Genomic DNA, 24,040 nt, shown 5'->3' on the forward strand with positions numbered 1-24,040 from the left:
GGAGACACGCATGAAGTTTCATCCCCGCGCCGGCATCGCGGCCACGCTCGCCGGCTGCGCCTTCTCGGCCGGCGCGCAAACCACGTTGACCGTCTATGGCAACCTCGACACCGCCGTCGACACCACCCACAAGCGGACCGGTAGCGCCGGCACACCCACGGGCGCCTCGGCGGCATTGATCTTCCCGCCCGGCAGCGCGGGCACGCGCACGCGTGTCACGCAGAGCCTGTCGCGAACCAACACGCTGGGCTTGAAGGGGCGCGAGGACCTGGGCGGCGGCTATGCGGCCGGCTTCGTGCTGGAGTCGCAGCCGGGCAGCGACGACGGCACGCTGTCGCAGGACGGCCGCTTCTTCGGCAAGCAGGCCATGGTCTACCTGACAACGCCGGCCGGCGAGGTGCGCCTGGGCCGGCAGTACGCGCCCATCTTCTACACCTTCGCTACCAACACGGCTGATGCCCTGGGCGGCACCGACCTGTTCACCGCCGGCCTGGTCACCAACACGCTGCAGATCAGGCAGGACAACCAGATCAGCTACTGGGTGCGCAGCGGTGGTTTCGCGGCGGCCTTGGCCTACAGCCCCAACGCCGGCGTCGCGCGTGTCGTCAGCCCGGCCCGGGGGAGCGCCGCCACGGCAGCCACCGGGTCGATGCTGGGCGCCGCCAATGCCGGCGCCGAGGCAAGCAGCACGGAATCCGGCGGCAAGCGCGGGCGGTCCGGCGGCCTGTTCCTGGCCTACACCTCGCCGACATTCAGCGCCAGCGCCGGTGTCCACTACAACGAGTTCGGCGTGCCGGTGCTGTCGCAGGGCGGCTCGGTCTTCGAGCTGGACCGCTACTGGGGCTTTGCGCTGAGCGCGAAGTACTCGCTGTCGGTCGAGGGGCCGTCGCTGCACGCCATGGCGCACGTCGGTCGCTACTTCGATGGCAACGCGTTGAACCTGCCCGGCCAGCCGCCATTGCAGTTGCCTAGCGCCGGGGGGTTCGATCCGAAGCTGCAGACGGTGGTCATCGGCGCGCGGCTGCCGGTCGGCAACCTGGTCTGGATCGGCGAGGCCGGCGAAAGCCGCTTCACCAACTTCACGCGCGGCAAGAACCTGGGGCTGATGCTGGGCGTGGACTACGCGCTGTCCAAACGCACCGTGCTGTATTCGCGCCTGGCCGTGGCCGAGGACCAGCAGGGCCGCGTGCTGCCCATCGTCGGCGTGACGGCGAGCGGCCCCCGGCCCATCCCGGTGGCGGGCGGTCCCGACGCCATCCTGGCCGCGCTGGGCCTGCGCGAGACGCCGGCATTCAACGGCGTGGGTATCTCGCCGGACGGCCGATCCAGCATCCTGGCGCTGGGCATCCGGCACAGCTTCTGAGCCCCCGGGGCCTCAGCCCCGTGCCGCGATCAGGCGCTGCAGATAGGCCGCATGGTCCGGCATGCCGTCCACCGTTCGCGAGACGGCCATGTGCAACCGCTTGAAGTGCTCGCGCAGCGTGGCCTCGTCCACCTGAGCCAGCAACGGGTCCACGCTGTCGGGCTGCATGCCCAGCCCCAGGAACAGCGACCACCACGAGTCCTCGCCGAAGCTGTCGCGGTCCAGGATGGTGACGCGACCGTTGCGGCGGAAGACGTCCATCTGGTGGGCCAGCGTGTCCGGGATGGACATGGAGCGGCAGTACCGCCAGAACTCGCTGTCGTCGCGCGAGGTCTGCTTGTAGTGCAGGATGATGAAGTCGCGGATGGACTCGTACTGCTGCCGCATCCGGCGGTTGTACTCGTCCACCAGGTGGGGCTCGCAGGCGCGGTCGGGGAACAGTTCCACCAGCGCGCTGACGCCGTGGATGACCAGCGACAGGCTGGTGGACTCCAGCGGCTCCAGGAAGCCCGAGGCCAGGCCGATGGAGACGACGTTGCGCTCCCAGATGCGACGCCGCATGCCGGTCTTGAAGCGCAGCTGGCGTGGCTGATCCTGCGCGGCGCGGTCCAGGTTGCTCAGCAGCATGCGGCCGGCCTCGTCGTCGCTGATGTAGCTGCTGCAGTAGACATGGCCGTTGCCGGTGCGGTGCTGCAACGGGATGCGCCACTGCCAGCCGGCGCTGTGAGCGGTGGAGGTCGTGTACGGCGTCAGCGGCGCCGTCTTGTCACATGGCACGGCCTGCGCGCTGTCGCAGGGCAGCCAATGCGTCCAGTCGTGGTAGCCGGCCTTGCATACGCCCTCGATCAGCAGCCCCCGGAAGCCCGAGCAGTCGATGAACAGGTCGCCCTCGATGCGCCGCCCATCGGCCAGCGTCACGGCGGTGACGAAGCCGTCGCCGGGGCGCACCGACACATCGACGATGGTGCCCTCCTCGCGTTTCACGCCGCGTGTCATCGCGTAGTCGCGCAGGTAGTTGGCATACAGGCCGGCGTCGAAATGGAACGCGTAGGAGTACGCATTGGCCGCGGACGCGGCGCCCGCATCGGGCACCGCAAAGCGGTTGCGGCGCGCCATCACGGTGGCGGCGGACCACTGCTCGTAGCTCGGCATGCCGCCCTGGCGCTGCAGCCGCAGCCAGTGCGCCACGGATGACCGGTTCAGGATGGCCGGCCCGAAGCCGCCGAAGCCGTGAAAGAAGCGGTTGCCGACGTAGCCCCAGTCCTTGAACTCGATGCCCAGCTTGAAACTCGCCTGCGTCTTGCGCATGAAGTCGGCGTTGTCGATGCCCAGCGCGTCGTTGTAGTAGCGGATGCTGGGCAGCGTGGCCTCGCCCACGCCCACCGTGCCGATGTCAGGCGACTCGATCAGCACGACCTCGCGTGCCACCGGGTTGGCCTCGCCGCCAGGCAGCGTGCCGAACAACTGGCTCAGCGGCGCGGCCGTCATCCAGCCAGCAGAACCGCCGCCGACGATGACGATGCGGCGAATGGCTTGATCGCTGCTCATGGCCGGGCTCTCTGCAGGGGTTCGGCACGCACGTACCGGTCGATGAAGGCGCCGTGGTCGGGCATGCCGTCCACGGTCTGCGAGATGGCCTGGCGCAAACGCTCGAAGTGGGTGCGCAGCGCCCGCTCATCCACCTGTTGCAGCAGCGGGTCCAGGCGCTGTGGCCAGCAATCCAGGCCCAGCAGCAGCGACACCCACGAAGGCTCGGCAAAGCCGTCGGGGTCCAGGATCGTCACCCGGCCGCTTCGGCGGAACAGCTCGATCTGGTGGTTCAACGTGTCCGGGATGGACATGCCCGAGCAGTAGCGCCAGAACTCGCTGTCGTCGCGAGCCGTCAGCTTGTAGTGCAGCACGATGAAGTCGCGGATGGACTCGTACTGCTGCGCCATGCGGCGGTTGTATTCGTTCGCCAGGTGACGGTCGCAGCGCTTGTCGGGGAACAGCTCAATGAGTCGGCCTACGCCGTCCATGATGAGCTGGATGCTGGTCGACTCCAGCGGTTCCACGAAACCAGACGACAGGCCAATGGCGACGACGTTACGGTCCCAGGTCTTGCGGCGCATGCCGGTCTTGAAGCGAAGCTGGCGCGGCTCGCCCAGCGCGGGGCCGTCCAGGTTCTGCAGCAGCACGCGGCCGGCCTCGTCGTCGCTGGTGTAGCCGCTGCAGTAGACATGGCCGTTGCCCGTGCGGTGCTGCAACGGGATGCGCCACTGCCAGCCGGCGCTGCGGGCGGTGGAGGTCGTGTAGGGCGTCAGCGGCGCCGTCTTGTCACATGGCACGGCCTGCGCGCTGTCGCAGGGCAGCCAATGCGTCCAGTCGTGGTAGCCGGCCTTGCAGACACCCTCGATCAGCAGCGCACGGAAGCCCGAGCAGTCGATGAACAGGTCGCCCTCGATGCGCCGGCCGTCGTCCAGCGTGACGGCGGTGACGAAGCCGTCGCCCGGGCGCACCGACACGTCGACGATGGTGCCCTCCTCGCGACTCACGCCGCGTGCCATCGCGTAGTCGCGCAGGTAGGCGGCATACAGGCCGGCGTCGAAATGGAAGGCGTAGGAGTAGGCGTTCGCCGCCGACGGCGCATCGCCGTCCGGCGGCACGAAGCGATTGCGCAGCGCCATCACGGTCGCGGTGGACCAGTGCTCGTGGCTGTCCATGCCACCCATGCTGCGCAGACGCAGCCAGTGCATCACCGACGAGCGGTTCTGGATGGCCGGCCCGAACTCGCCGAAGCCATGGAAGAAGCGGTTGCCGAGGTGGCCCCAGTCCTTGAACTCGATGCCCAGTTTGAAGGTCGCCTGGGTCTTGCGGATGAACTCCGCGTTGTCGAGGTCGAGCGTGCGATTGTAGAAGCGGATGGTGGGCAGCGTGGCCTCGCCCACGCCCACGGTGCCAATGTCAGGCGACTCGATCAGCACGATCTCGCAGCGCGCCTTGGGGTCCACGCGCGCCATCAGCTGGCCCAGCGGCGCGGCCGTCATCCAGCCGGCCGTGCCGCCGCCGACGATGACGATGCGGCGCAGCGGCCCGCCGTCCGGCGTGCGTTGTTTCTCCATGGGAGCTCTTTCGTTGTCGGCCACGACGCTAACTTAAAAGAAAGGCCTGGCACCACAGCGCCAGGCCCTTCGGGAGCCGGGAAAACCCGGTTTCGATCAGAAGTTCAGACGTGCCGACAGCGAGTAGCGCGGACCCGAAACGAACCAACTCCGGCCTGTGAAGCCGATGTGCTGCTGCATCATCTGCTTGTAGACCGCGTCGGTCAGGTTCTGGCCTTCGAACGCGAACGTCAGGTTGTTGTTGAACTTGTACTGCACGCCCATGTCCAGCTGACCGAAGTCATCCGTCCAGATCGGCAGGCCCAGCGGCATGTTGTTGCGTCCGTACTGCGGGCTGTCCGGATTGGCATTCAGGCCGTTGGTCTGGTTCGGCCCGGTGTTGTCCGGGAACGCGACACCGTTGTGGAACTTGCCGCGCCACGAGTACGCCACGCGCGCCGAGATCGGACCGTGGTCGTACAGAACAGCCAGGTTGAAAGCCTTGCGCGACAGGTTGGGCAGCGGGTGGTCGCCGTAGGACTGGCCGTTGGTGTCGCAACCGTTGACGAACAGGTTCAGGTTACGGCCGTCAGCGGCGCTGCTGCACCACAGGTTGCCGCCGACCGCGTTGTAGCGCTTCTGCTTGCTGTCCACGTAGGTCGCGTTGGCTTGCACACCCAAGCCCTGGAGCAAGCCCGGCAGCCCGTTGAAGTAGTGCTGCACAGCCAGCTCCACGCCGCGCGCCCAGCCCTTGGAGCCGTTCACTTGCGTCGAGTAGGCGAAGTCATGCACCGTGCCAGCGTTGTCCGCCGCCGTCAGGATGCCCACCTGATTGACGATCACGTCCTTGAGTCGCTTGTTGAAAACCGCCATCGTGATCGAACTGGCCTTGTCGATGTACCACTCGGCAGAGACGTCAAACTGGTCGGACTTGACCGGCTTCAACTTCGGGTTGCCCAAGGCTTGGCCGCGGTTGCGGAGGTCGTCCACGTAGTTGGTTCGCACTTCCGGCGTGACCGTGCGATCCACGATCGTCCGGACGGTGGCGCTACCCGCATCCAGGATCAGGCTCGGCTGCAGCGCACTGAGGTCAGGACGCGCGACGGCCTTCGCGTACGCAAACCGCAACTGCATCTTGTCGTTCAACTTCCAGCGCAAGTTCAGGCTGGGCAGCACGTCGGTGTAGCTGTTGTCGACCTCGATCGGCCTCTGGTAGCTGGTGAACACGGGAATCGGGCCGCCGATCAACGGCCCGGTCACCGCATCGGTCGCCTGATAGTTCAGCGACTGGTAGCCCGACGAGTCGTACTTGGTGTTGACGACGCGAAGACCCACGTTGCCATCGACAGGCACGTTCCACTCGTCGAACCCGAAACGCAGCTGCGCATAGGCCGTCTTGGTGGTTTCGTGCTGCATGTTGTCACGCGGGGCGGCACCGGGCACGGGCGGGGTGAACGCGGGGTTGCAGCTGTTGGTGGGATTGCCGCCATTCGCGATCTTCTCGGCCTTGTATTCCTCGCACAGCGTGGTGTAGTAGCTGTGCAGTTCCGAGTAGGAGTCGGGGTAGTTCGCAGCCACCGCCATCGTCGGGAGTACCAGCGACGCGACGCTGTTCTTGCCGTTCATGAAGTTGTTGAACGGCTTGACCTGCGTCTGACCCCCGAAGCGCGACAGGTAGGCCAGGCTCTTGATGGGGTGCCAGTCCCAATTCTGGCCAATCGCGCCCTGGTCGAATTCGGCGGATTGCCACGTCTGCGATACAGCCTGCCAGTTGTACCAGCGAGGCACCTTGTTGGTCACGTCGCGATCGGTGAAGCGCAGGCCGAAGCGCACGTCATGGAGCACGGGGTGGTCAAAGTTGTACTTGACGTCCCCCTTCCAGGCCTTTTGCGTGGCTTTGCTCTGCGACAGCCTCTCCATCGTGAACGCCCAGTAGTACTTGGACGGGTCGGCCAGGTACGCCATGTCCTGCGCATCCAGCACCAGGCGTGGCAAATCGCCGGTCATGTCCAAGGTCTGCTTGGGCATGTTGATGCCGGTCGCCACCGTCGAGTCGATGTTGCCGCTGCGGGACTCGATGAACTGGAAGTCGTTGGCGATCCGCCAGTTGGCACTCGGCGTCCACACCAGGTTGAACGTCGATTCCTTCGTGTCCGAATTGCTCTTCGAGAAGCGCGTGTTGGCGTTGAAGGGAATGCCGCCCTTCTGGGGATCGGTGAGGGTGCCTGTCAGCAGTGCACCGTTGCTGCCCCACGTGGCGTTGGACACCACCGACGAGTACGGGTCCGCCTGGCTGGCGATGGAGCTTTCATCCCAGTAGAAGTCGTACTTGGAGCGGAAAAAGGTCGCCGACGCCTGCAGGTTGTCTTTCTTCCACTGGCCTGCCACGTACGTCCCTTGGCGCGTGCGGTCAAAGGCGAGCGTTTGCCAGCCCATTGCCTTGGGGAACCAATGGTTTTCAGCGGTGGGAAGGTAGTAGGCGTTGTTGGTGTCGTCCTGCCGGTTCCAACGAGCCACCTCCCGGAAGTAGGGATCGACCGCCATGCCATCGGTGCGGGTCGAGCTCTTGGAATTCGCCACGTGGACCAACAGGCCGACCTTGCCGATGTCCGTGTTCCAGGTGTTGGACAGCAGGCCCGAGACGGTCGGCTTCTGGTTGTCGCGCAGCACGTTCTTCGTGAGCGACACGCCCAGGCCGCCCTTGAAGCCGTTGTAGTCGAAGGGCAACGCGGTGCGCAGATTGACGAGGCCGCCAATGGCGCCTTCGATCTGCTCCGCGGACGGGTTCTTGTAAACGTCCACGCCGGCCATCAGTTCGGGTGGCACGTCCTCGAAGCTCAGGCCCCGGCCGCCGTTGGCGGAAAAGCTCTCACGGCCGTTGAGCTGCGACGACACATAGGTCAGACCGCGGATGATGACGCCCGAGCCCTCTACGGAGAAACGCATCGGGTCGCCACGTGCCATCACGCGGTCCATCGTCACGCCGACGATGCGCTGCAGCACCTCAGACACGGAACGGTCCGGCAACTTGCCGATGTCGTCCGCGACGATGGAGTCGACGATCTCGTCGGAGTCCTGTTTCAGCTTCTGCGCGGACTGCAGCGCTGCCCGCTGGCCCGAAACGACCACCGTCTCCAATTGCTGGGACTTTGGGGGTTCCGCGGTTTGCGCCATTGCCGGCAGCGTCAAGACCATCAAGGCCTGCGCGACCGCCGATGACAAGGTTGTCTGTTTGAAAGCTTGTCTCATCCTTGTTGCTCCTCTTTGGTGGGAATCTTCGGGCCCTCAGGGGCCTCAGTTCATGGCGGCGGACTCGGCCCGCAGCCATTTGTTAACGGTACCAACCAGTACACCGAATCCAATCGGGACTAGTAACTACAGGGCTTGCCCGCATCACCCTGCGGTCATCCTCCCCTGTCCAGTACCACGCTCGTGACGGGGTGGTCCAGCGCCACGGCCGTCACCATTGCGGGCACGCGTCCCGTCAGCCCGACACGCCGCGGCGCCCCGGGAACGAGATCGATGAAGTTGTCGTCAATGCCCGCACCGGCACCGGCGCCCTGCAGCCACAGGCCCTTGACCGGCCGGTCGGCAGCGATCAGCAGCGTCGGGCCGTCGCGTTGCACGTCGATGCGTGCGCCGCCCAGCCGGTAGAACTTGTAAGGCTCGGTCCAGGCGCAGTCGCGCGCCAGCTCGTGGCCGCTGGCGGCATCGAGCGCCAGCAGCTCGGCCACCACGGGTTCGTCTCGCTCGGGCAGCACCAACGTCGTCTCCACGCTGCTCGACGCCGCCACCTGCTGCGGCGTGTCCGCCTCGGCCAGCAGCCTGCCGTCGAGCGCAAAGACACGCAGCTGCAGCCGCAGCGCCCGTGCCTGCGTCGTGCCATTCATGACGGCGAGCCGTGCCTGCCCGGCCTCCAGCCGCACGGCCGCGGCCAGCGGCGCCAGCGCCCGGCGCACGGCATGCCAGGCCGGCTTCATCACGCCGGCCGAGTCGATCAGCGCCCAGCTCGTCACGGGCCAGCAATCGTTGAGCTGCCACACCAGCGCCCCGCCCACGGCCCGGGCGCCGGGATGCTGCCAGCGGCGGCGGAAGTCCTGGTAGGCCACGCGCATGGCCTCGGCCTGCACGAACTGCGTCGCGTAGATGTGGTCCGCCAGCGTGGCGCCCACGCGCAGGTTGTCGGCCAGGTACACGGCCAGGCGCCGATGCCCATCCGGGTTGCCGGAACCGGCCTTGTTGTGCCACTGCACTGTCTGGCTCTCGGGGAAGCGCTCCACCTCAGGCAGCACCGACTCGAACAACGCCAGTGACGGATGCGACTGCATGCCGAACTCGCTGACGAAGCGCGCCTGCACCTCGCCGTAGCGCTGGTAGGGCAGCATCTGCTGGTGCCAGACCTCCCAGCTGTGGCGGTCGCCCACGGTCACGTCGGACGACTTGGCATCGGCCCCTGGGGTAAACGGGCTGCCGGGCCAGTAGACGCGGTCGGGGTCCAGCGCGGCGCAGACCTCGGGCAGCAGACGCTCGTAGAGCACCCGCGCCTCGTAGCGGTCGGCGGGGATGCCGGGGCCGGCCAGCCCGACCGACTCGGCCACCATGTAATCCTCGTTGTTTCCGCACCAGAGCGCCAGGCAGGCGTGGTGGCGCAGCCGCTTCACGGCGGCCTCGGCCTCGGCGCGCACGCTGGCCTGGAAGGCCTCGTTGGCCGGATACAGGCCGCAGGCGAACATGAAGTCCTGCCAGACCAGCACGCCAAGCTCGTCGCAGGCCTCATAGAAGGCGTCGTGCTCGTAGATGCCGCCCCCCCACACGCGCAGCATGTTCATGTTCGCGTCGGCGGCCTGCGCCACGCGCTCGCGGTAACGCGCCGGCGTGATGCGCTCCAGCAGGCTGTCGTCCGGAATCCAGTTGGCGCCACCGGCGAACAGTTCCTGGCCGTTCACCTCGAAATGGAAGCTGCTGCCCGCCTCGCCCTGCACCGGCTGCTGCAGCAGCCGCAGCGTGCGCAGTCCGATGCGGCGGCGTTGCTCGGCCAGCACCCGGTCGCCATCCAGCACGCGCGCCACCAGCGTGTACAGCGGTTGTGCGCCCAGGCCGCGCGGCCACCACAGCTGCGCGTCGACCACGTCCAGCGTGACCTGCGGAACGGCGGCAGGCACGGTCTGCACCGCGACGCTGCGGCCTTGGGCATCCAGCAACTCGACCTGCAGTTGCGCGCCTTCGCCTTCGATCTGGGCCAGCATCCGCAGCGTGGCGCGGCGCGCGGCCACATCCACATCCGCCTGGCAGTGCAGGTCGGCGATGCGCGCGGCGCCGCTGCAGCGCCGCACCGGCCGCCACGGGCCGCTGACGATCAGCTCCGGGCCCCAGTCCCAGCCGAAGTGGTACTGCGCCTTGCGCACATGCAGCCGGGCACTGTCACCGTTCCACAGCTGGCGCTTGCCATGCACCGCCTCCACTTCGCGGGCCCGTGCCAGCGCGGGGTCGAAGCGCAGCAGCAACTGGTTGCGGCCAGGCCGCAGGCGGTCGCGCACGTCCACACGGTGGGGCACGAACATGTTGTCGGACTGCAGCAGCAGCTCACCGTTCAGCCAGACGGCGCAGTACGTGTCCAGACCTTCGAATACCAGTTGCTCTCGCGGCGCCAGCTCGCCGGTGACGTCGAAGTCCAGGCGCCACGCCCACGTGCGCTCTCCGACCCAGCGCAGCTGCGCTTCGTTGCGGCCATAGAACGGGTCCGGCACACGGCCAGCCACCAGCAGCGCGCCGTGCGCCGAGCCCGGCACGGCAGCCGGCAACCAGTCCGCAGCCGGAATCGCGGCCAGCGCGGCGGCATCGGCGCCGTCCGGCGCTTCGGCCAATTGCCAGCCGTCATGAAGGTCGATCAGTCGTTCAGGAATCACGGAAGGAGGTGTCGCGACCAAAACCGTCGCTGCTAAACAGAAATTTGTTGCGCATTCTGTTTCTCCTCAGCAAATGACACGATCAGGGATAGCACCGATTAAACATGGGCGTTTATGACCTTTCAGCCACAATCGATCTGCGGATAATCACTCGCGTTTACTAAACACTCGAGACAAGTCAAGCCCGCAGGGCTTGGCGGCAGACACACCTCAGGGCTGACCATGCAAACCGCATTCGACCCCCTCGCCCCCGAGCAGTTGCGCCAGTGGGCCGAACGTTGGCGCGACGAACTGCTGTCAAACGTGCTGCCGTGGTGGCAGCGACAGATCTTTGACGCCGAAGGTCGCGTGCTGGGTGGCCGCAGCAACGACGGCCGCGTGCTGGAAGCGCCGCGCAGCGCCGTGCTGGGCACGCGGCTGCTGTGGACCTTCGCCAGCGCCGAGCAGCGCCTGGCCCTGCCGCCGAGGCCGCAGCTGGACTGGGCCTGGGCTTGGGTGAGCCAGGGCCTGACCGACCCCGAGCACGGCGGCGTCTTCTGGCATGTGGACGCGCAAGGCCAGCCGCTCGCGGCGCACAAGCAGGTCTACGCGCAGGCCTTCGCCATCTACGCGCTGTGCGCCGCCCACGCGGCCCGGCCCGATCCTGAACGACGGGCGTTGCAGCAGGCGCTGGAGTTCTTCGAGCTGCTGCAGGCCCATGCCTTCGACCAGGCCGACGGCGGCTGCTGGGAGGGCTTCACGCGCGACTGGCTACCGCTGCCCGGCGCCCGTCTGTCCGACAAGGAGCCACCGGCGCCCAAGACCATGAACACCATGCTGCACGTGCTGGAGGCGCTGACCGAGCTGCTGCGCCACCACCGCGTGCCGGCCGTCGAGGCGCGGCTGCGCGAGCTGCTGGTGCTGTTCATCGAGCGCATTTGGCTGCCGGGGCCGCGCTGCTTCGGCCTGTTCTTCTCGCACGACTGGCGCGTGCTGACGCCGCAGGTGTCGTGGGGCCACGACATCGAGACCGCCTGGCTGCTGGTGCGCGCCGCCGACGTGCTGGGCGACGCGACGCTGCTGGCCCGCAGCCGCGACCTCGCCGTGCAGGTGGCCGACGCGGTGCTGGCGCGCGGTGTGGCGCCCGACGGCAGCGTGCACGGCGAAGGCCGCTTCGACGGCCGCATCACCGACGACCAGCGCCACTGGTGGTGCCAAGCCGAGGCCGTCGTGGGCTTCTGGGATGCATGGCAGATCAGCGGCGACCCGCGCCACGCCAATGCCGCCTGGCGCGCCTGGCGCTACATCGACCGCCACCACGTGGACCGCGTGGGCGGTGACTGGTTCAAGACGCTGGACGTGCAGGGCCGCGTCGTCGCAGCCGTCCCCAAGGCAGGCCTTTGGGAATGCCCTTACCACCATGTCCGCAGCGGGCTGGAAATGATCGAACGTCTGGCCCCACGATGATGACGTACACCCCCTGGACGAAAGGACTGGCCTTGGCCATGACATTGACGCTGGCCGCCACCGCGCAGGCGGCCACTGCGGCTGACACGCGGCTGCAGGCCGTCATGAAGAAGCTGGACGGCGGCGATCCCATCACGCTGGCCACTGTGGGCGGCTCCATCACGACCGGCTACGCGGCACAGCCGCCGCGCGAACGGGGCTGGGCCGCGCTGCTGGCGAAGTCACTGGGGCCGCGTGTGCAGCTGGTCAACGCCGGTGTCAGCGGCACCGACTCGGCCGCCGCCGTGCAGCGGCTGCAGGCGCAGGTGCTGGACGCTTCACCCGACCTGGTCGTCGTCGAGTTCAGCGTCAACGATCAATGGCTGGACCCGGCGGTGCGCGGCAGCAGCTATGAAGCCATCCTGCGAAAGCTGCTGTCGGCCAAGAAGCAGCCGGCCGTCGTCGTGCTGGGCCTGACCCACCAAGGCAACCAGCCGCGCGACGCCACCGACCTTCAGCTGAAGCTGGCCGCCCACTACGGCCTGACGGCGCTGGACTTCGGCGCCTGGATGCAAGCCCGCGTGGCCGCCGGCACCGACCGCTGGGCCGCGCTGTACGACGAGCCCGTGCACCCCAACGGCACCGGCCACCAGCGCATTGCGCAGGCGCTTGGCGAAACGCTGCGCGCCGCCGCGACGGCTGCCGCGACCACGACGCCCCTGCCCGCGCCGCTTCACGGCCGCGCGCATGAATTCACGCGGCTGCTGATGAACGACACGCTCAAGCCCTATCAAAACAGCGGCTTCACGCGCGGCGGCGAGGTGCACCCGGAATGGACCGGCCAGCAGCCCGGCTGGATCGCCACGGCCGACGACGCCGAGGCGCGTTTCCTGGTCTGGGGCAGCGAGGTCGCCGTCTTCCACGCCGAGAGCGAGCACTACCGCAACCTGGAAGCGCGCGTGGACGACGGCCCCTGGGTCACGCTGCAGAGCCATGTGCCGGAACGCAAGGGCTACCTCGGCTGGCACTACACCGTCGTGGGCCGCGACCTGGAGCCCACGGCCCACCTGCTGCAGGTGCGCGTGAAGCGCGACGCCTGGGCCGGCAGCGGCCGTCCGGCCAGCCTGTTGGCCATCATGTCCGCCGGCATCCTGCCGCCCTCGCTGCGCCCCAGTGCCTTCGAGCAGCAGCCGCCGAGCAACCGCATGGGCCTGATCCCCGCCGCCGACCCGCGCCTGCGCTGGGTCGGCCGCATCGGCCCCGGTCCGCTGCCGTCCACCAAGCTGCTGGTCTGGAGCGGCAGCGAGCTGCACGCGCGCTTCACCGGCCGCGAGCTGACGCTGGAGTTCTCGTCCACGCACTGGGGCACCAGCCACTTCACGGTCGAGATCGACGGCCGCGCGCTGCCGCTGGCCGTGCCGGGCAAGGGCATGAGCGTCTGGCGACTGCGCGAGCCGCTGGCCGACGGTGAACACACGCTGCGGCTCCTCAAGCGCACCGAGGCGACCATGGCCGAAGTCGCCTTCCACGGCCTGCGGCTGTCCGAAGGCGACCGGCTGCTGGACCCGCCACCAGCCCGGCCGCTGAAGCTGGAGTTCTACGGCGACTCCATCACCGCCGGCGCCTGCAATGGCGACGTCGATGCTGACCAGTACGACGACCTGTACTACCACGACGGCACACGCGCCTACGGCGCGCTGACCGCCGCGAAGCTGGGTGCCGACTACGTGGGCATCGCCGTCAGCGGCATCGGCGTCACGGCCACCTTCAACGAGCTGCTGATGCCGCAGGTCTGGAACCGCTACGCGCCGAGGCTGGATGCAGCTGTTGCACCACCCGACCCGCGCGCGCCGGACGTGGTGCTGGTCAACCTCGGGCAGAACGACCACGGCTTCCCGGGCACCAAGGGCCAGCGCATAGCCGCCGACTTCGCTTCACGCTACCTGGCGTTCGTGCGCGAACTGCGCGCGCGTTACCCGCAGGCCCGGCTCGTGCTGCTGGCCGGCGGCATGACGGCCTGGAAGGACGAGCCCGCCATCCCGCGCGCGCTGCAACAGGCGGTTGCAACGCTGCACGGCGAGGGCGATGCGCGCGTGTGGACCTACACATTCCAGGCCTTCGCCCATGCCCATCCGCGCATCGATGTGCACGCGCAGATGGCCGACGAGCTGACCCGTTTCCTGCAGACCGAGGTACTGAAATGACGACACCCGACATGCGCCGGCCCGAAGCGCTGTGGGCCCATATGCGCCACACGCTGGCTTTCTACGCGCCGCGCGTCAAGGACGAGACCGGCGGCTGCTTCCAGTTCTTCAAGGACGACGGCACCGTCTACGACCGCCGCACCCGCCACCTGGTCAGCAGCACGCGCTTCGTGTTCAACCATGCGCTGGCCTGGCGCTGGTTTGGCGGTGCGACCACGGATGTGGCGCACGCGCTGGCCTTCGTGAACACGGCGCATGCCCAACCGCAAGGCGGCTACGCCTGGGTGCTGGACTGGCACGACCGCCGGGCGACGGTCACCGATGGCACCAACCACTGCTACGGCCTCGCCTTCGTCTTGCTGGCTCATGCCCACGCGGCCGACGCCGGCTTGGCCAGCGCCCGCGAAGGCATCGCCACCACCTTCGATCTGATGGAGCAGCGCTTCTGGGAGCCTGCCCATGGCCTGTACGCCGACGAGGCCACGCCCGACTGGCAAGTCGGCTCCTACCGCGGCCAGAACGCCAACATGCACGCCTGCGAGGCCATGCTGGCTGCCCACGCTGCCACCAGGGAGGCGCGCTACCTGGACCGTGCGCTGACGCTGGCCACGTCCATCGCCCAGCGCCAGGCGGCGCAGGCCGACGGCCTGGTCTGGGAGCACTACAAGACCGACTGGACGCCCGACTGGGACTACAACCGCGACGACAAGACCAACATCTTCCGCCCCTGGGGCTTCCAGACCGGCCACCTCACCGAGTGGGCCAAGCTGCTGTTGATGCTGGACCGCCGCCTGGGTGATGCCGCGCCCGGCTGGCTGGTGCCGACCGCCCGCCACTTCTTCGACACCGCCATGCAACGCGGCTGGGACGCCACGCATGGCGGCCTGGTCTACGGCTTCTCACCAGACGGCGAGGTGTGCGATGCCGACAAGTACTTCTGGGTGCAGGCCGAGAGCCTGGCCGCGGCCGCCTGGCTGGCCGTGCGCACCGGCGACGACGCCTACTGGCAATGGTACGACCGCCTCTGGGCCTACGCCTGGCAGCACTTCGTCGACCACGAGCACGGCGCCTGGTATCGCATCCTGGCGCCCGACAACCGCAAGCTCACCGACGAGAAAAGCCCCGCCGGCAAGACCGATTACCACACGATGGGCGCCTGCCAGGACGTGCTCGCCGCGCTGGGCGTGCAGCCGCCCGCCCGATAACGAAGGAGACGATGACATGAAGACCATGCTCGGCGCGGCGCTGCTCGCCACCGCCCTGTCGGCCCACGCGGCCCCTGCGCTCGAATGGCGCGGCATCAGCCTGTCCAGCGCCGAGTGGGGCGAGAAGCTGCCATTCCCCGGCGTCTACGGCAAGGAGTACGTCTACCCAACGGTCGCCAGCACGGCCTACTACCAGGCCCAGGGCATGAACCTGATGCGCATCGCCTTCCGCTGGGAGCGGCTGCAACCCGCGCTGATGGGCGAACTGGACCCGACCGAGCTGGGACGCCTGCGCGAGTTCGTCGACGGCACTACGGCCCGCGGCCTGCACGTGCTGCTGGACCCGCACAACTACGCCGCCTACCGCGGCCACCACGTCGGCAAGCCAGAGGTTCCGCACGCCGCCTTTGCCGACTTCTGGCGCCGGCTGGCACTGCAGTTCAAGGACAACCCCAAGGTGCAGTTCGGCCTCGTCAACGAGCCGCGCGAAATGCCGACCGAGACCTGGGCAGCAGCAGCCCAGCAGGCCGTCACCGCCATCCGCGCCACCGGCGCGAAGAACCTCATCACGCTGCCGGGCAACGGCTACACGGGCGCCTGGAGTTGGTTCGAGTCGAAGTGGTACGGCACGCCCAACGCCGAGGTCATGGGCAAGGTCCGTGACCCGCTGGACCACATGGTGTTCGAGGTGCACCAGTACTTCGACAAGGACGGCTCGGGCACCAACACCGAATGCGTCAGCCCCACCATCGGCGTCGAGCGGCTGCAACGCTTCACTGACTGGCTGCGCAAGCACAAGCGCCGCGCGCTGCTGGGCGAACTCGGCGGCGGCGCCAATGCGGTCTGCGAGCAGGCCGTGCGCGGCGCGCTGGAGCACCTGAAGGCCAATGCCGATGTCTGGACCGGCTGGGCCTGGTGGGCCGGCGGCCCGACCTGGGGCGACTACTTCCTGTCGCTGGAGCCTGGCGCCGACGGCAAGGACAAGCCGCAGATGCGCTGGCTCAAGCCCTACCTGAAGGACTGAGTCAGGAAACGGGCATTGGTGCCGAAGCTGGCGAGCTTGTCGGCCAGCGGCGCCGTCAGCAGGGCTGGCTCGGCAAAGCCCTGACGCTGCCAGTACGGCACTGAACCCTGCACGGCCACCAGGCCCATGCGCGGCAGGCCCAGCGCACGGGCGCTGTCGGCCAGCCGGGCCAGCAGCCGCGCGGCCAGGCCCAACGATCGGGCCTCGGGCGCGACCGCCATGTCGTGCAGGTACAGCAGCGTGGGTGATGCAGGACGCTCGCAATGCGGCGCATCCAGTGCCGGCAGCGTGGCCTCGCAGACCGGCAGGCTGACGGCATAGGCCAGCGGCTCGCTGCCCTCCGACGCCGGCCGGCGCGCCAGCCAGCAGCAGCCCAGCCCCTCAGTCACGGCCAGCTTGGCCGCGAACGCCTCCCGGCACTCCAAAAAGGAAACGCCGTAGCAGCGCTGTTGCAGCGCCAGTACGGCGTCGAGGTCGGCCGGCGTCATGGCGTGGAAGTCCACGCCAAACGCCTGCCCAGGATCAGCGGCCGAAGCCACCCTTGCGCGGGCCCGCCGGGCCGCGGCGGTCACCACCGAACGACGGGCGGTCGCCGCCGAAGCTGGGCTTACCGCCACCGGCGTTGAACGGACGGTCGCCACGCGGCTGGAAGCCACGATCATCACGGGGCGCGAAACCACGGTTGTCCGGGCGGGGCTGGAAGCCCTGGCCTTCACCACGCGGGGCGAAGCCACGGTCCTCGCGCGGCGCAAAGCCACGCTCGTCACCACGCGGCTGGAAGCCTTCCGCGCGCGGCTGGAAGCCACGGTCGTCACGGGGTGCAAAGCCACGGTCCTGGCCGCCGAACGGCTTGCCACCGCCATGGAACGGACGGCCACCCTCTTCGCGACGGAAGGGCTTGTTTCCAAAACCAGGACGGCCGCCGAAGTTGCCCCGCGGGCCGCGGTCATCGAACGAACCGGCCGGACGCGGCGGGAAGATGCGCGGCTCTTGTGTCTTGGGTTCCAGGCCGGCGATCTGCTGCACCGGAATGGTCTGCGTCGTGAACTGCTGGATGCGGCGGATCATGGACACGTCGTCGCGCAGGCCCAGCGTGATCGCCAGGCCCTGGCGGCCGGCCCGGCCGGTGCGGCCGATGCGGTGCACGTAGTCCTCGGCCTTCATCGGAAGGCCATAGTTGATGACGTGGCTGATCGTCGGCACGTCGATGCCGCGCGCAGCGACGTCGGTGGCCACCAGCACCTTCAGTTCACCGCGGCGCAAGCCCATCAGCACGCGGTTGCGCTTGCCTTGCGGCATGGCGCCGTGCAGCGGGGCGCACGCATGGCCGATCTCGCACAGGCGCTCGGCCAGCCAGTCGGCGTCGCGCTGAGTGCTGGTGAAGACGACGGCCTGGTCCAGTTCCGGCGCAGCCAGGATGGACTCCAGCAGTTGGTCCTTGTGGTGGGGGTTGTCGGCCCAGTGCAGGCGCTGCTCGATGTTCTCGTGCGTGTCGGTGTGGCTGGCCACCTCGATGCGCTGCGGGTCCTTCAGCAGCTGCTGCGCCAGGCGGCCGACGTGGCCGGCGAACGTGGCGCTGAACATCACGGTCTGACGCTCAGGCGGCGTGTTGCCCGCGATCATGTTGATGTCGTCGATGAACCCCATGTCCAGCATGCGGTCGGCTTCGTCCAACACCAGCATCTCGACGTTGCTCAGGACGCACTTGCCCGAGTTGATGTGGTCGATCAGGCGACCTGGCGTGGCGATGAGGATGTCCAGCGGACCGGTCAGCTGGCGGATCTGCAGCGGGTAGGGCATGCCGCCCAGCACCGTCGCGACCTTCAGGCCAGGGATGAAGCGGCCGTAGGTCTGCGCGGCCTTGGACACCTGCATGGCCAGTTCACGCGTGGGGGCCAGCACCAGGATCTTGGGGCCGTAGATGACGCCCTTCTCACGGCGCTTGGTGTTGTCGCCACGGGCGGCGAGGATCTTCTCCAGCGCCGGCAGGATGAAGGCGGCGGTCTTGCCCGAGCCTGTGCGCGACGAGACCATCAGGTCCTTGTTCGCGATGGCAGCGGGGATGGCTTGCGCCTGCACGTCGGTGGCGTTCTCGTAGCCGGAATCCTTGACGGCTTGCAGCACGGTGGGGCTCAGGCCCAGGGTCTCGAAACTCATCGTTCGTTCTTTCGTTCACAGTCACGCCGCGCGGCAAAAAGCGCAGCGCCGAGGGGCGTCAAAAGCCCTTCGGAATCACATAAGTCGCTGGGAGATAGATCAGCTCGCGTCGTGCGGCTCGGGCCATTTACGGCAGCCCGGGTGCGGCGCGGGGAACAGTCAGTCAAAGCGACGGCTTCATCGCCGCCGACCGATCCGTGTTCGGAGTCCGATACGAGTGATCGAACGAGGTCAGAGGAGACGTGGAACACCTGGGGCAGCCCCAGGCGAAGGCACTACTGTAGCACCGTTCAGGGTTTTCACCAAGCGCTCGCTACGCCGGTGGTGCCTTGTCCGCCGGGGTCAGGTCCGGCAGCGGCGCGGCCAGCAACGCGGCGATGTCCAGGATGCCGCTGCCGAAGGCGCCCGGCTGCCAGGCGCCGCCGGGCACGCGCGCCGTCTGCCGCGCCAGCCGGCGGAAGGCCTCGGGCACGCACCAGGCGCGGCCGGCATAAGCAGCAGCAAGGTCGGCGCGGCGATACGTCAGCCACAGCGCCGCGGCGCCGGTGGTGATGGCGGTGGCGTAGGACGTGCCGTCGCCGCCCCCCAAGTAGCGGAACTTGGTGGGCGAGCGCGGGTCAGCACGGCGCAGGTCGGCGGCGGGAGCGCTGAAGTCCACCTCCGGCCCGAAGCTGCTGCCCGACCACGGTTGTTCCTTGGCCGTGACGCCCGCCACCGCCACCGTGCGCGACAGCCGTGCCGGCAACACCACCGGGTCCACATAGTTGCCCGCCGCGCAGACGACAATGACGCCGGCCTCATAGGCGCGGTCCAACGACTGCCTCATCTGCGGCAACACCTGGCCCAGCACCACGCCCAAGCTGACATTGACGGCACCTGCACCCTGCTGCACCGCGTAGTCCAGCCCATCGGCGAATTGCCGCTGCGCATGGTTGATCCAGACCGCGTCGGTCATGCGGATGGGCAGGTGCGGCACGCGCGGCGCGACCCCGTAGAACGGCCGGCCGTCGGCCACCAGGTCGTGGCCGCTGATGGACGCGCCGATGCGCGTGCCGTGGCCGCCGTTGAAGCCGGTCACCGGGTCCAGCCCGCCGCCGGGCTCGGACGGCACGAAGGCATTGCCGCCGTTGGGTGGCGGCGGCAGATCGGTGCGGCCGCTGGCCACGTCGATCCAGGTCGCGGCGTTGAAGCCGAAGGCCGGATGGCGCGTGTAGCCCGTGTCCAGCTGGGCCACCCGAGTCGAGCCCCAGGCAATGGCGCTCGCCCCGCCCAGCAGCTGCCAAGCGGCGGGTGCGCGCACCATGTCCAGGTGCCAGTCCAGCGTGCCGACCGGCGCGGGCATGGGCGGCCTCAGCGCCGGCAGCGCGTCGGCGTCGCGCGTGCGCAGCAGCGCCAGGATCTCGTCGTCGTTCAGCAGCTTGGGCGCCTGCATGCCCAGCACGCTGAGCCAGACCTCGGGCGGCGCCGTGTACTCGCGCTGCAAGGCCTCCAGCAGGTGGCCGCGCAGCAGCGCGCGGTCTTCGTCCACCGGGAACAGCCGGGCATCCAGCCCCGGCAGGTATTTGCGCAGCTGGCGCTGCACGTCAGCGAGGGGGCGTCCGTCGGTCTGGATCAGGTAGCCGGCCATCGTGGGTCTCCCGTTGTCGAACGGGCATTGGACGCAAGCGGCCGCGCCCGCGCCTCCGCAGAACTACGGAGCCAACGTCGCGGGCAGCCAGCCGCGCAGGCTGTTGAAAAAGGCCAGCGCCTCGGCACGGGCCAGGTCATCACGCGTCAGGCGAGCTTCGCGGATGCGGCCCTGCACCAGCAGTTCGGCGCGCAGCACGCCCGGCAGCAGGCCGCTGTCCAGCGGCGGCGTCAGCCACTGGCCATCGAGCAGAAGGGCCAGGTTGCCGAAGCTGCACTCGGTCAGTTCGCGGGCCTCGTTCCACAGGATGAGGTCGAAGGCATCGGCAGGCTTGTCCAGCGCATAGAGCTCGCGGCGCGTCGTCTTGTGCGCCAGGAACTCGGCGCGCGGACCGCGCGTGGGCATGGGTTGGTCGGCCAGCGCGAGGCGCACCGGCACGGCAGTGGGCGTGAAGGCATGCAGCGTGTGGCTGAAACGGCCGTCTGCATCGCAGGTGAGCCGCAGCCGCCAGCGTCCTTCGGGACGAATCGCATGCAGATACGCACGCGCCTCGGCCATAGAGAAACGCAGCCCGAAGTGCCGCGCCGTGCGCTGCATGCGGGCCAGGTGGGCGTCGCCGCGCAGCGCCACGCCACCTTCCAGCCGCAGCGTCTCCAGCGCCTCGACCGGCGCCTCGGCGCGGGCCAGAAAGCGCGACTTGGCGCGCCATTCGGCGATCTCGGCCGCGGGCTCGCTGTCCAGCGTGATGGCGCTGCCGATGCCGCAGGTGAGTTGCCCGCCATTGAACTCGACGGTGCGGATAGGCACGTTGAAGGTCGCCACGCCGCCAGGCTGGATCAGCCCCAGCGCGCCGCAGTACCAGCCACGCGCCGTGGACTCCAGCTCGCGAATGATCTGCATGGCCCGCACCTTGGGCGCACCGGTCACGGAGCCGCAGGGGAACAGCGCCGCGAACGCATCGGCCAGCGACAGTCCGGCGCGGCTGACGGCCGTGACCGTGGACGTCATCTGCCAGACCGTGGGCAGCGCATGCAGCTCGAACAGCCGCGGCACGCGCACGGTGCCCAGCTGCGCCACGCGGCTGAGGTCGTTGCGCAGCAGGTCCACGATCATCAGGTTCTCGGCACGCTCCTTCTCGCTGGTGCGCAGATGCTGCTGCGCGGCCTCGTCGTCAACGCGGTCGCGCCCGCGCGGCGCCGTGCCCTTCATCGGCTGGGCCGCAAGCAGCCAGCTGGCCCGGGCACCGGGCACGGGCCGCCAGTCGAAGAACAGCTCGGGCGACACGCTGGCCGCGCCGGCCCCGCGCAGGAACAAGCTGAAACCGCCGGGCTGGCTGGCATGCAGCGCCAGGAACAGCTGCGCGGGGTCCAGCTCGTCCGCCGCTGCGCGCAGCCGGGTGGTCAGGTTGACCTGGTAGCAGTCGCCGTCGCAGATGTAGCTGCGGATGCGCTCGATGGCGGCGCTCGCATCGGGCTCGCCATCGGTCCAGCCCAACAGGCCTGTCCAGGCGCCCTCGCCGGCCGGCCAGTCCTCGGGCGGGTGCTCGTAGACGGCGAACTCGGCCAGCGGCGCGCCGGTGCTTTGCGTGGCCAGCACCGCGTCGAAGGCCGCTGCGGCCTCGTAGCGCAAGCCACCCAGCACCCATCCCCCAGCGCGCGCAGCGGCTTCGGCTTCGGAGATGACGGCGCGCACCTCATCCAGCCGCAACGCCCGTAGCCAGCGCGAAGGAGCCACAGTCCAGCAGCCGCGCAGACGCTCCCCGTCCTCGCGGGCAAGCGGGTGGCGGGGAAAGTCGAACGCCGCTTGAATCAACGCAGGCCCGGCTCAAAGCGCCAGGAACGTCGTCCGGTAGTGCGCCAGTTCCTCGATGGACTCGTGGATGTCGGCCAGCGCCGTGTGGGCCTGCGCCTTCTTGAAGCCCTCCAGCGCCGACGGCTTCCAGCGCTTGGCCAATTCCTTCAGCGTGGACACGTCCAGGTTGCGGTAGTGGAAGAAGTCTTCCAGCTCGGGCATGTAGTTGGCCAGGAAGCGGCGGTCCTGGCAGATGCTGTTGCCGCACATGGGGCTCTTGCCCTTGGGCACATACTGTTTCAGGAACGCGATGGTCTGCGCGGCGGCCTCGGCCTCGCTGACCGTGGACGCCTTCACGCGGTCGATGAGGCCGCTGCGCCCGTGTGTGCCCTTGTTCCAGGCGTCCATCTTGTCCAGCGTCTCGTCGCTCTGGTGCACGGCGAACACCGGGCCTTCGACGCGCTTCCCCAGCATCGGGTCGGTCACGACGACGGCGATCTCGATGATGCGGTCGGTGTCGGGATACAGACCGGTCATCTCGAGGTCGATCCAGATTAGGTTGTTTTCGCTCAGAGTCAGGGTGTCGGACATGATGGGCTCGCGCTGAAAGGCTGCGAATTCTCGCAGCCTAAACTTCGGGGCTATGTCCCCCCTGCCGTTGTCCCTCGCGTTTGCTGTCGCGCTCGCCCTCTCGCTGCTGGTGAAGTTCTGGCTGTCGTCGCGCCAGATCCGCCATGTCGCCGTCCACCGCGGCCAGGTGCCGGCCGCCTTTGCCGGCAGCGTGACGCTGTCGGCGCACCAGAAGGCGGCCGACTACACCATCGCCCGCGCCCGCTTCGGCCTGCTGGCGCTGGCCTTCAACGCGGCGGTGCTGCTGAGCTGGACGCTGCTGGGTGGCCTGCACGCGCTGAACGGCTGGGTGCTGGACGCCAGCCAGGCGCTGCCCGCTGACTGGCAGCCTCTGGGCTACCAGCTGGGGCTGGTCGCGGCCTTCGTGCTGATCGGCGGCCTGCTGGACCTGCCCTGGGAGCTTTGGAGCACGTTCCGCATCGAGCAGGCGTTCGGCTTCAACCGCATGACGCTGGGCATGTACTTCGGCGACATGCTGAAGGGCCTGGCGGTCGGTGCGCTGCTGGGCCTGCCGATCGTCGCGCTGATCCTGTGGCTGATGGGCACGATGGGGCCGCTGTGGTGGCTGTGGGCCTGGGTCGCGTGGATGGGCTTCCAGCTGCTGGTGATGGTCATCTACCCCAGCGTCATCGCACCGCTGTTCAACAAGTTCGAGCCGCTGGCCGATGCGTCGCTGAAGGGGCGCGTGGAGCGGCTGATGGCCCGCTGCGGCTTCGCGGCCAAAGGCTTGTTCGTCATGGACGGCAGCCGGCGCTCAGCCCACGGCAACGCCTACTTCAGCGGCTTCGGCCCGGCCAAGCGCGTGGTGTTCTTCGACACGCTGCTGGCCAAGCTCAACGGCGGCGAGGTGGAGGCCGTGCTGGCGCACGAGCTGGGACACTTCAAGCACCGCCACATCACGAAGCGCATCGTGCTGGCCTTCGTCATGAGCCTGGCAGGCCTGGCGCTGTTGGGCTGGCTGGCGCAACAGCCGGCCTTCTACCTGGCGCTGGGCGTGCAGCCCAATTTCGACGCGCCCAACGACGCGCTGGCGCTGCTGCTGTTCATGCTGGCGGGCCCGGTGTTCGGCTTCTTCGTGACGCCGCTGGCCAGCCACTTCTCGCGCCGCGACGAGTTCCAGGCTGACGCCTATGCATGTGCGCAGGTCAGCGGGGCCGACCTGTCATCGGCCTTGTTGAAACTGCATGAAGACAACGCCGGCACGCTGACGCCCGATCCGATATATGCGCGCTTTTATTACTCGCACCCGCCTGCGGCTGAACGCCTCGCAGCACTTGCCTCATGAACGATTTGCTGCTCTCCCGTTGTGACCCCAAGGCCCCGCTAATGGACGCCGACACGCGCGCCCGCGTGCTGGCCGCCCTGCCCGGCTGGCTTCCGGACCCTGAGGCCAAGCTGATCGCCCGCCGCTTCGGCTTCGAAAACTACTACCAGGTCATGGCCTTCGTCGACGCGGTCGCCGAGATCGCGCATGCGCAAGACCACCACCCCGAGATGCTGGTCAGCTACGACGCCTGCACCGTCAGCTGGACCACGCATTCGCGCGGCGGCCTGACGCTGAACGACGCGATCTGCGCGGCGCAGGTGAGCGCACTCCCCGAAGCGTCCGGTACATGAGTACCGAGCGC

The 24,040-nt window shown here is 68.5% G+C and carries 16 protein-coding genes; 7 read left to right on the top strand and 9 right to left on the bottom strand.

What is annotated here, in order from left to right; all coding sequences use genetic code 11:
• Positions 1-10: 10 nt before the first annotated feature.
• The gene (locus tag ACG02S_RS06915; RefSeq protein ID WP_394469707.1) at positions 11-1,363 is read left to right on the top strand and encodes a porin; all 1,353 of its coding nucleotides are present in this window, start codon (positions 11-13) and stop codon (positions 1,361-1,363) included.
• Between the two features lie 12 nt (positions 1,364-1,375).
• On the opposite strand, the gene ACG02S_RS06920 is transcribed toward ACG02S_RS06915, so the two are convergent.
• From ACG02S_RS06920 to ACG02S_RS06935, 4 genes are all read right to left on the bottom strand, one after another.
• Positions 1,376-2,911 (bottom strand): tryptophan halogenase family protein, encoded by a 1,536-nt coding sequence (locus tag ACG02S_RS06920; protein ID WP_394469708.1) that lies wholly within the window; start codon positions 2,909-2,911, stop codon positions 1,376-1,378.
• Entirely contained in the window at positions 2,908-4,464 is a 1,557-nt protein-coding gene (locus ACG02S_RS06925) for a tryptophan halogenase family protein (RefSeq protein ID WP_394469709.1), read from the bottom strand. Before ACG02S_RS06925 ends, ACG02S_RS06920 begins: the two co-directional genes overlap by 4 nt.
• A 96-nt stretch (positions 4,465-4,560) precedes the next feature.
• Positions 4,561-7,572 carry a TonB-dependent receptor gene (locus tag ACG02S_RS06930; RefSeq protein WP_394470149.1) on the bottom strand — a complete coding sequence of 1,004 codons (3,012 nt, stop codon included), beginning with the start codon at positions 7,570-7,572 and terminating at the stop codon, positions 4,561-4,563.
• A gap of 275 nt (positions 7,573-7,847) precedes the next feature.
• Positions 7,848-10,349: a glycoside hydrolase family 2 protein gene (locus ACG02S_RS06935; RefSeq protein ID WP_394469710.1), complete on the bottom strand. Its 2,502-nt coding sequence runs from the start codon at positions 10,347-10,349 to the stop codon at positions 7,848-7,850.
• 222 nt (positions 10,350-10,571) lie between these two features.
• Between ACG02S_RS06935 and ACG02S_RS06940 the strand changes: the two genes are divergently transcribed.
• From ACG02S_RS06940 to ACG02S_RS06955, 4 genes are read left to right on the top strand one after another with little or no spacing between them, the layout of a single operon-like run.
• A complete protein-coding gene (locus tag ACG02S_RS06940; RefSeq protein WP_394469711.1) occupies positions 10,572-11,795 on the top strand; it encodes an AGE family epimerase/isomerase in 1,224 nt (407 codons plus the stop codon).
• A complete protein-coding gene (locus ACG02S_RS06945) occupies positions 11,792-13,978 on the top strand; it encodes a GDSL-type esterase/lipase family protein (RefSeq protein ID WP_394469712.1) in 2,187 nt (728 codons plus the stop codon). Before ACG02S_RS06940 ends, ACG02S_RS06945 begins: the two co-directional genes overlap by 4 nt.
• Positions 13,975-15,183, top strand: a complete 1,209-nt coding sequence (locus ACG02S_RS06950; RefSeq protein ID WP_394469713.1) for an AGE family epimerase/isomerase — start codon at positions 13,975-13,977, stop codon at positions 15,181-15,183. Before ACG02S_RS06945 ends, ACG02S_RS06950 begins: the two co-directional genes overlap by 4 nt.
• Positions 15,184-15,199: 16 nt before the next feature.
• On the top strand, positions 15,200-16,207 hold the full coding sequence (locus ACG02S_RS06955) for a glycoside hydrolase family 5 protein (RefSeq protein ID WP_394469714.1): 1,008 nt from the start codon (positions 15,200-15,202) through the stop codon (positions 16,205-16,207).
• Here the strand turns inward: ACG02S_RS06955 and ACG02S_RS06960 are convergent.
• From ACG02S_RS06960 to orn, 5 genes are all read right to left on the bottom strand, one after another.
• On the bottom strand, positions 16,192-16,710 hold the full coding sequence (locus ACG02S_RS06960) for a GNAT family N-acetyltransferase (protein WP_394469715.1): 519 nt from the start codon (positions 16,708-16,710) through the stop codon (positions 16,192-16,194). The two genes, ACG02S_RS06955 and ACG02S_RS06960, sit on opposite strands and share 16 nt — an antisense overlap.
• 19 nt (positions 16,711-16,729) lie before the next feature.
• Positions 16,730-18,364, bottom strand: a complete 1,635-nt coding sequence (locus ACG02S_RS06965) for a DEAD/DEAH box helicase (protein ID WP_394469716.1) — start codon at positions 18,362-18,364, stop codon at positions 16,730-16,732.
• 313 nt (positions 18,365-18,677) lie between these two features.
• Complete coding sequence (locus ACG02S_RS06970; RefSeq protein WP_394469717.1) at positions 18,678-19,991, bottom strand: S8 family peptidase; 1,314 nt, start codon at positions 19,989-19,991, stop codon at positions 18,678-18,680.
• Positions 19,992-20,054: 63 nt separating this feature from the next.
• Positions 20,055-21,803 (bottom strand): bifunctional chorismate-binding protein/class IV aminotransferase, encoded by a 1,749-nt coding sequence (locus ACG02S_RS06975; protein ID WP_394469718.1) that lies wholly within the window; start codon positions 21,801-21,803, stop codon positions 20,055-20,057.
• A gap of 12 nt (positions 21,804-21,815) precedes the next feature.
• Positions 21,816-22,373 (bottom strand): oligoribonuclease, encoded by a 558-nt coding sequence (gene orn / locus ACG02S_RS06980; protein ID WP_394469719.1) that lies wholly within the window; start codon positions 22,371-22,373, stop codon positions 21,816-21,818.
• A 52-nt stretch (positions 22,374-22,425) separates the two neighbouring features.
• On the opposite strand from orn, the gene ACG02S_RS06985 reads away from it, so the two are divergent.
• Both ACG02S_RS06985 and ACG02S_RS06990 read left to right on the top strand, forming a co-directional pair.
• Positions 22,426-23,697, top strand: coding sequence for a M48 family metallopeptidase (locus ACG02S_RS06985; RefSeq protein ID WP_394469720.1), 1,272 nt, complete (start codon positions 22,426-22,428; stop codon positions 23,695-23,697).
• Positions 23,694-24,029: a 4a-hydroxytetrahydrobiopterin dehydratase gene (locus ACG02S_RS06990; RefSeq protein WP_394469721.1), complete on the top strand. Its 336-nt coding sequence runs from the start codon at positions 23,694-23,696 to the stop codon at positions 24,027-24,029. The genes ACG02S_RS06985 and ACG02S_RS06990 overlap by 4 nt, the downstream gene beginning before the upstream one ends.
• Positions 24,030-24,040: the final 11 nt, after the last annotated feature.

The sequence above is a fragment of the Pelomonas dachongensis genome (assembly GCF_043555865.1).
GTDB classification, from domain to species: domain Bacteria; phylum Pseudomonadota; class Gammaproteobacteria; order Burkholderiales; family Burkholderiaceae_C; genus Pelomonas; species Pelomonas dachongensis.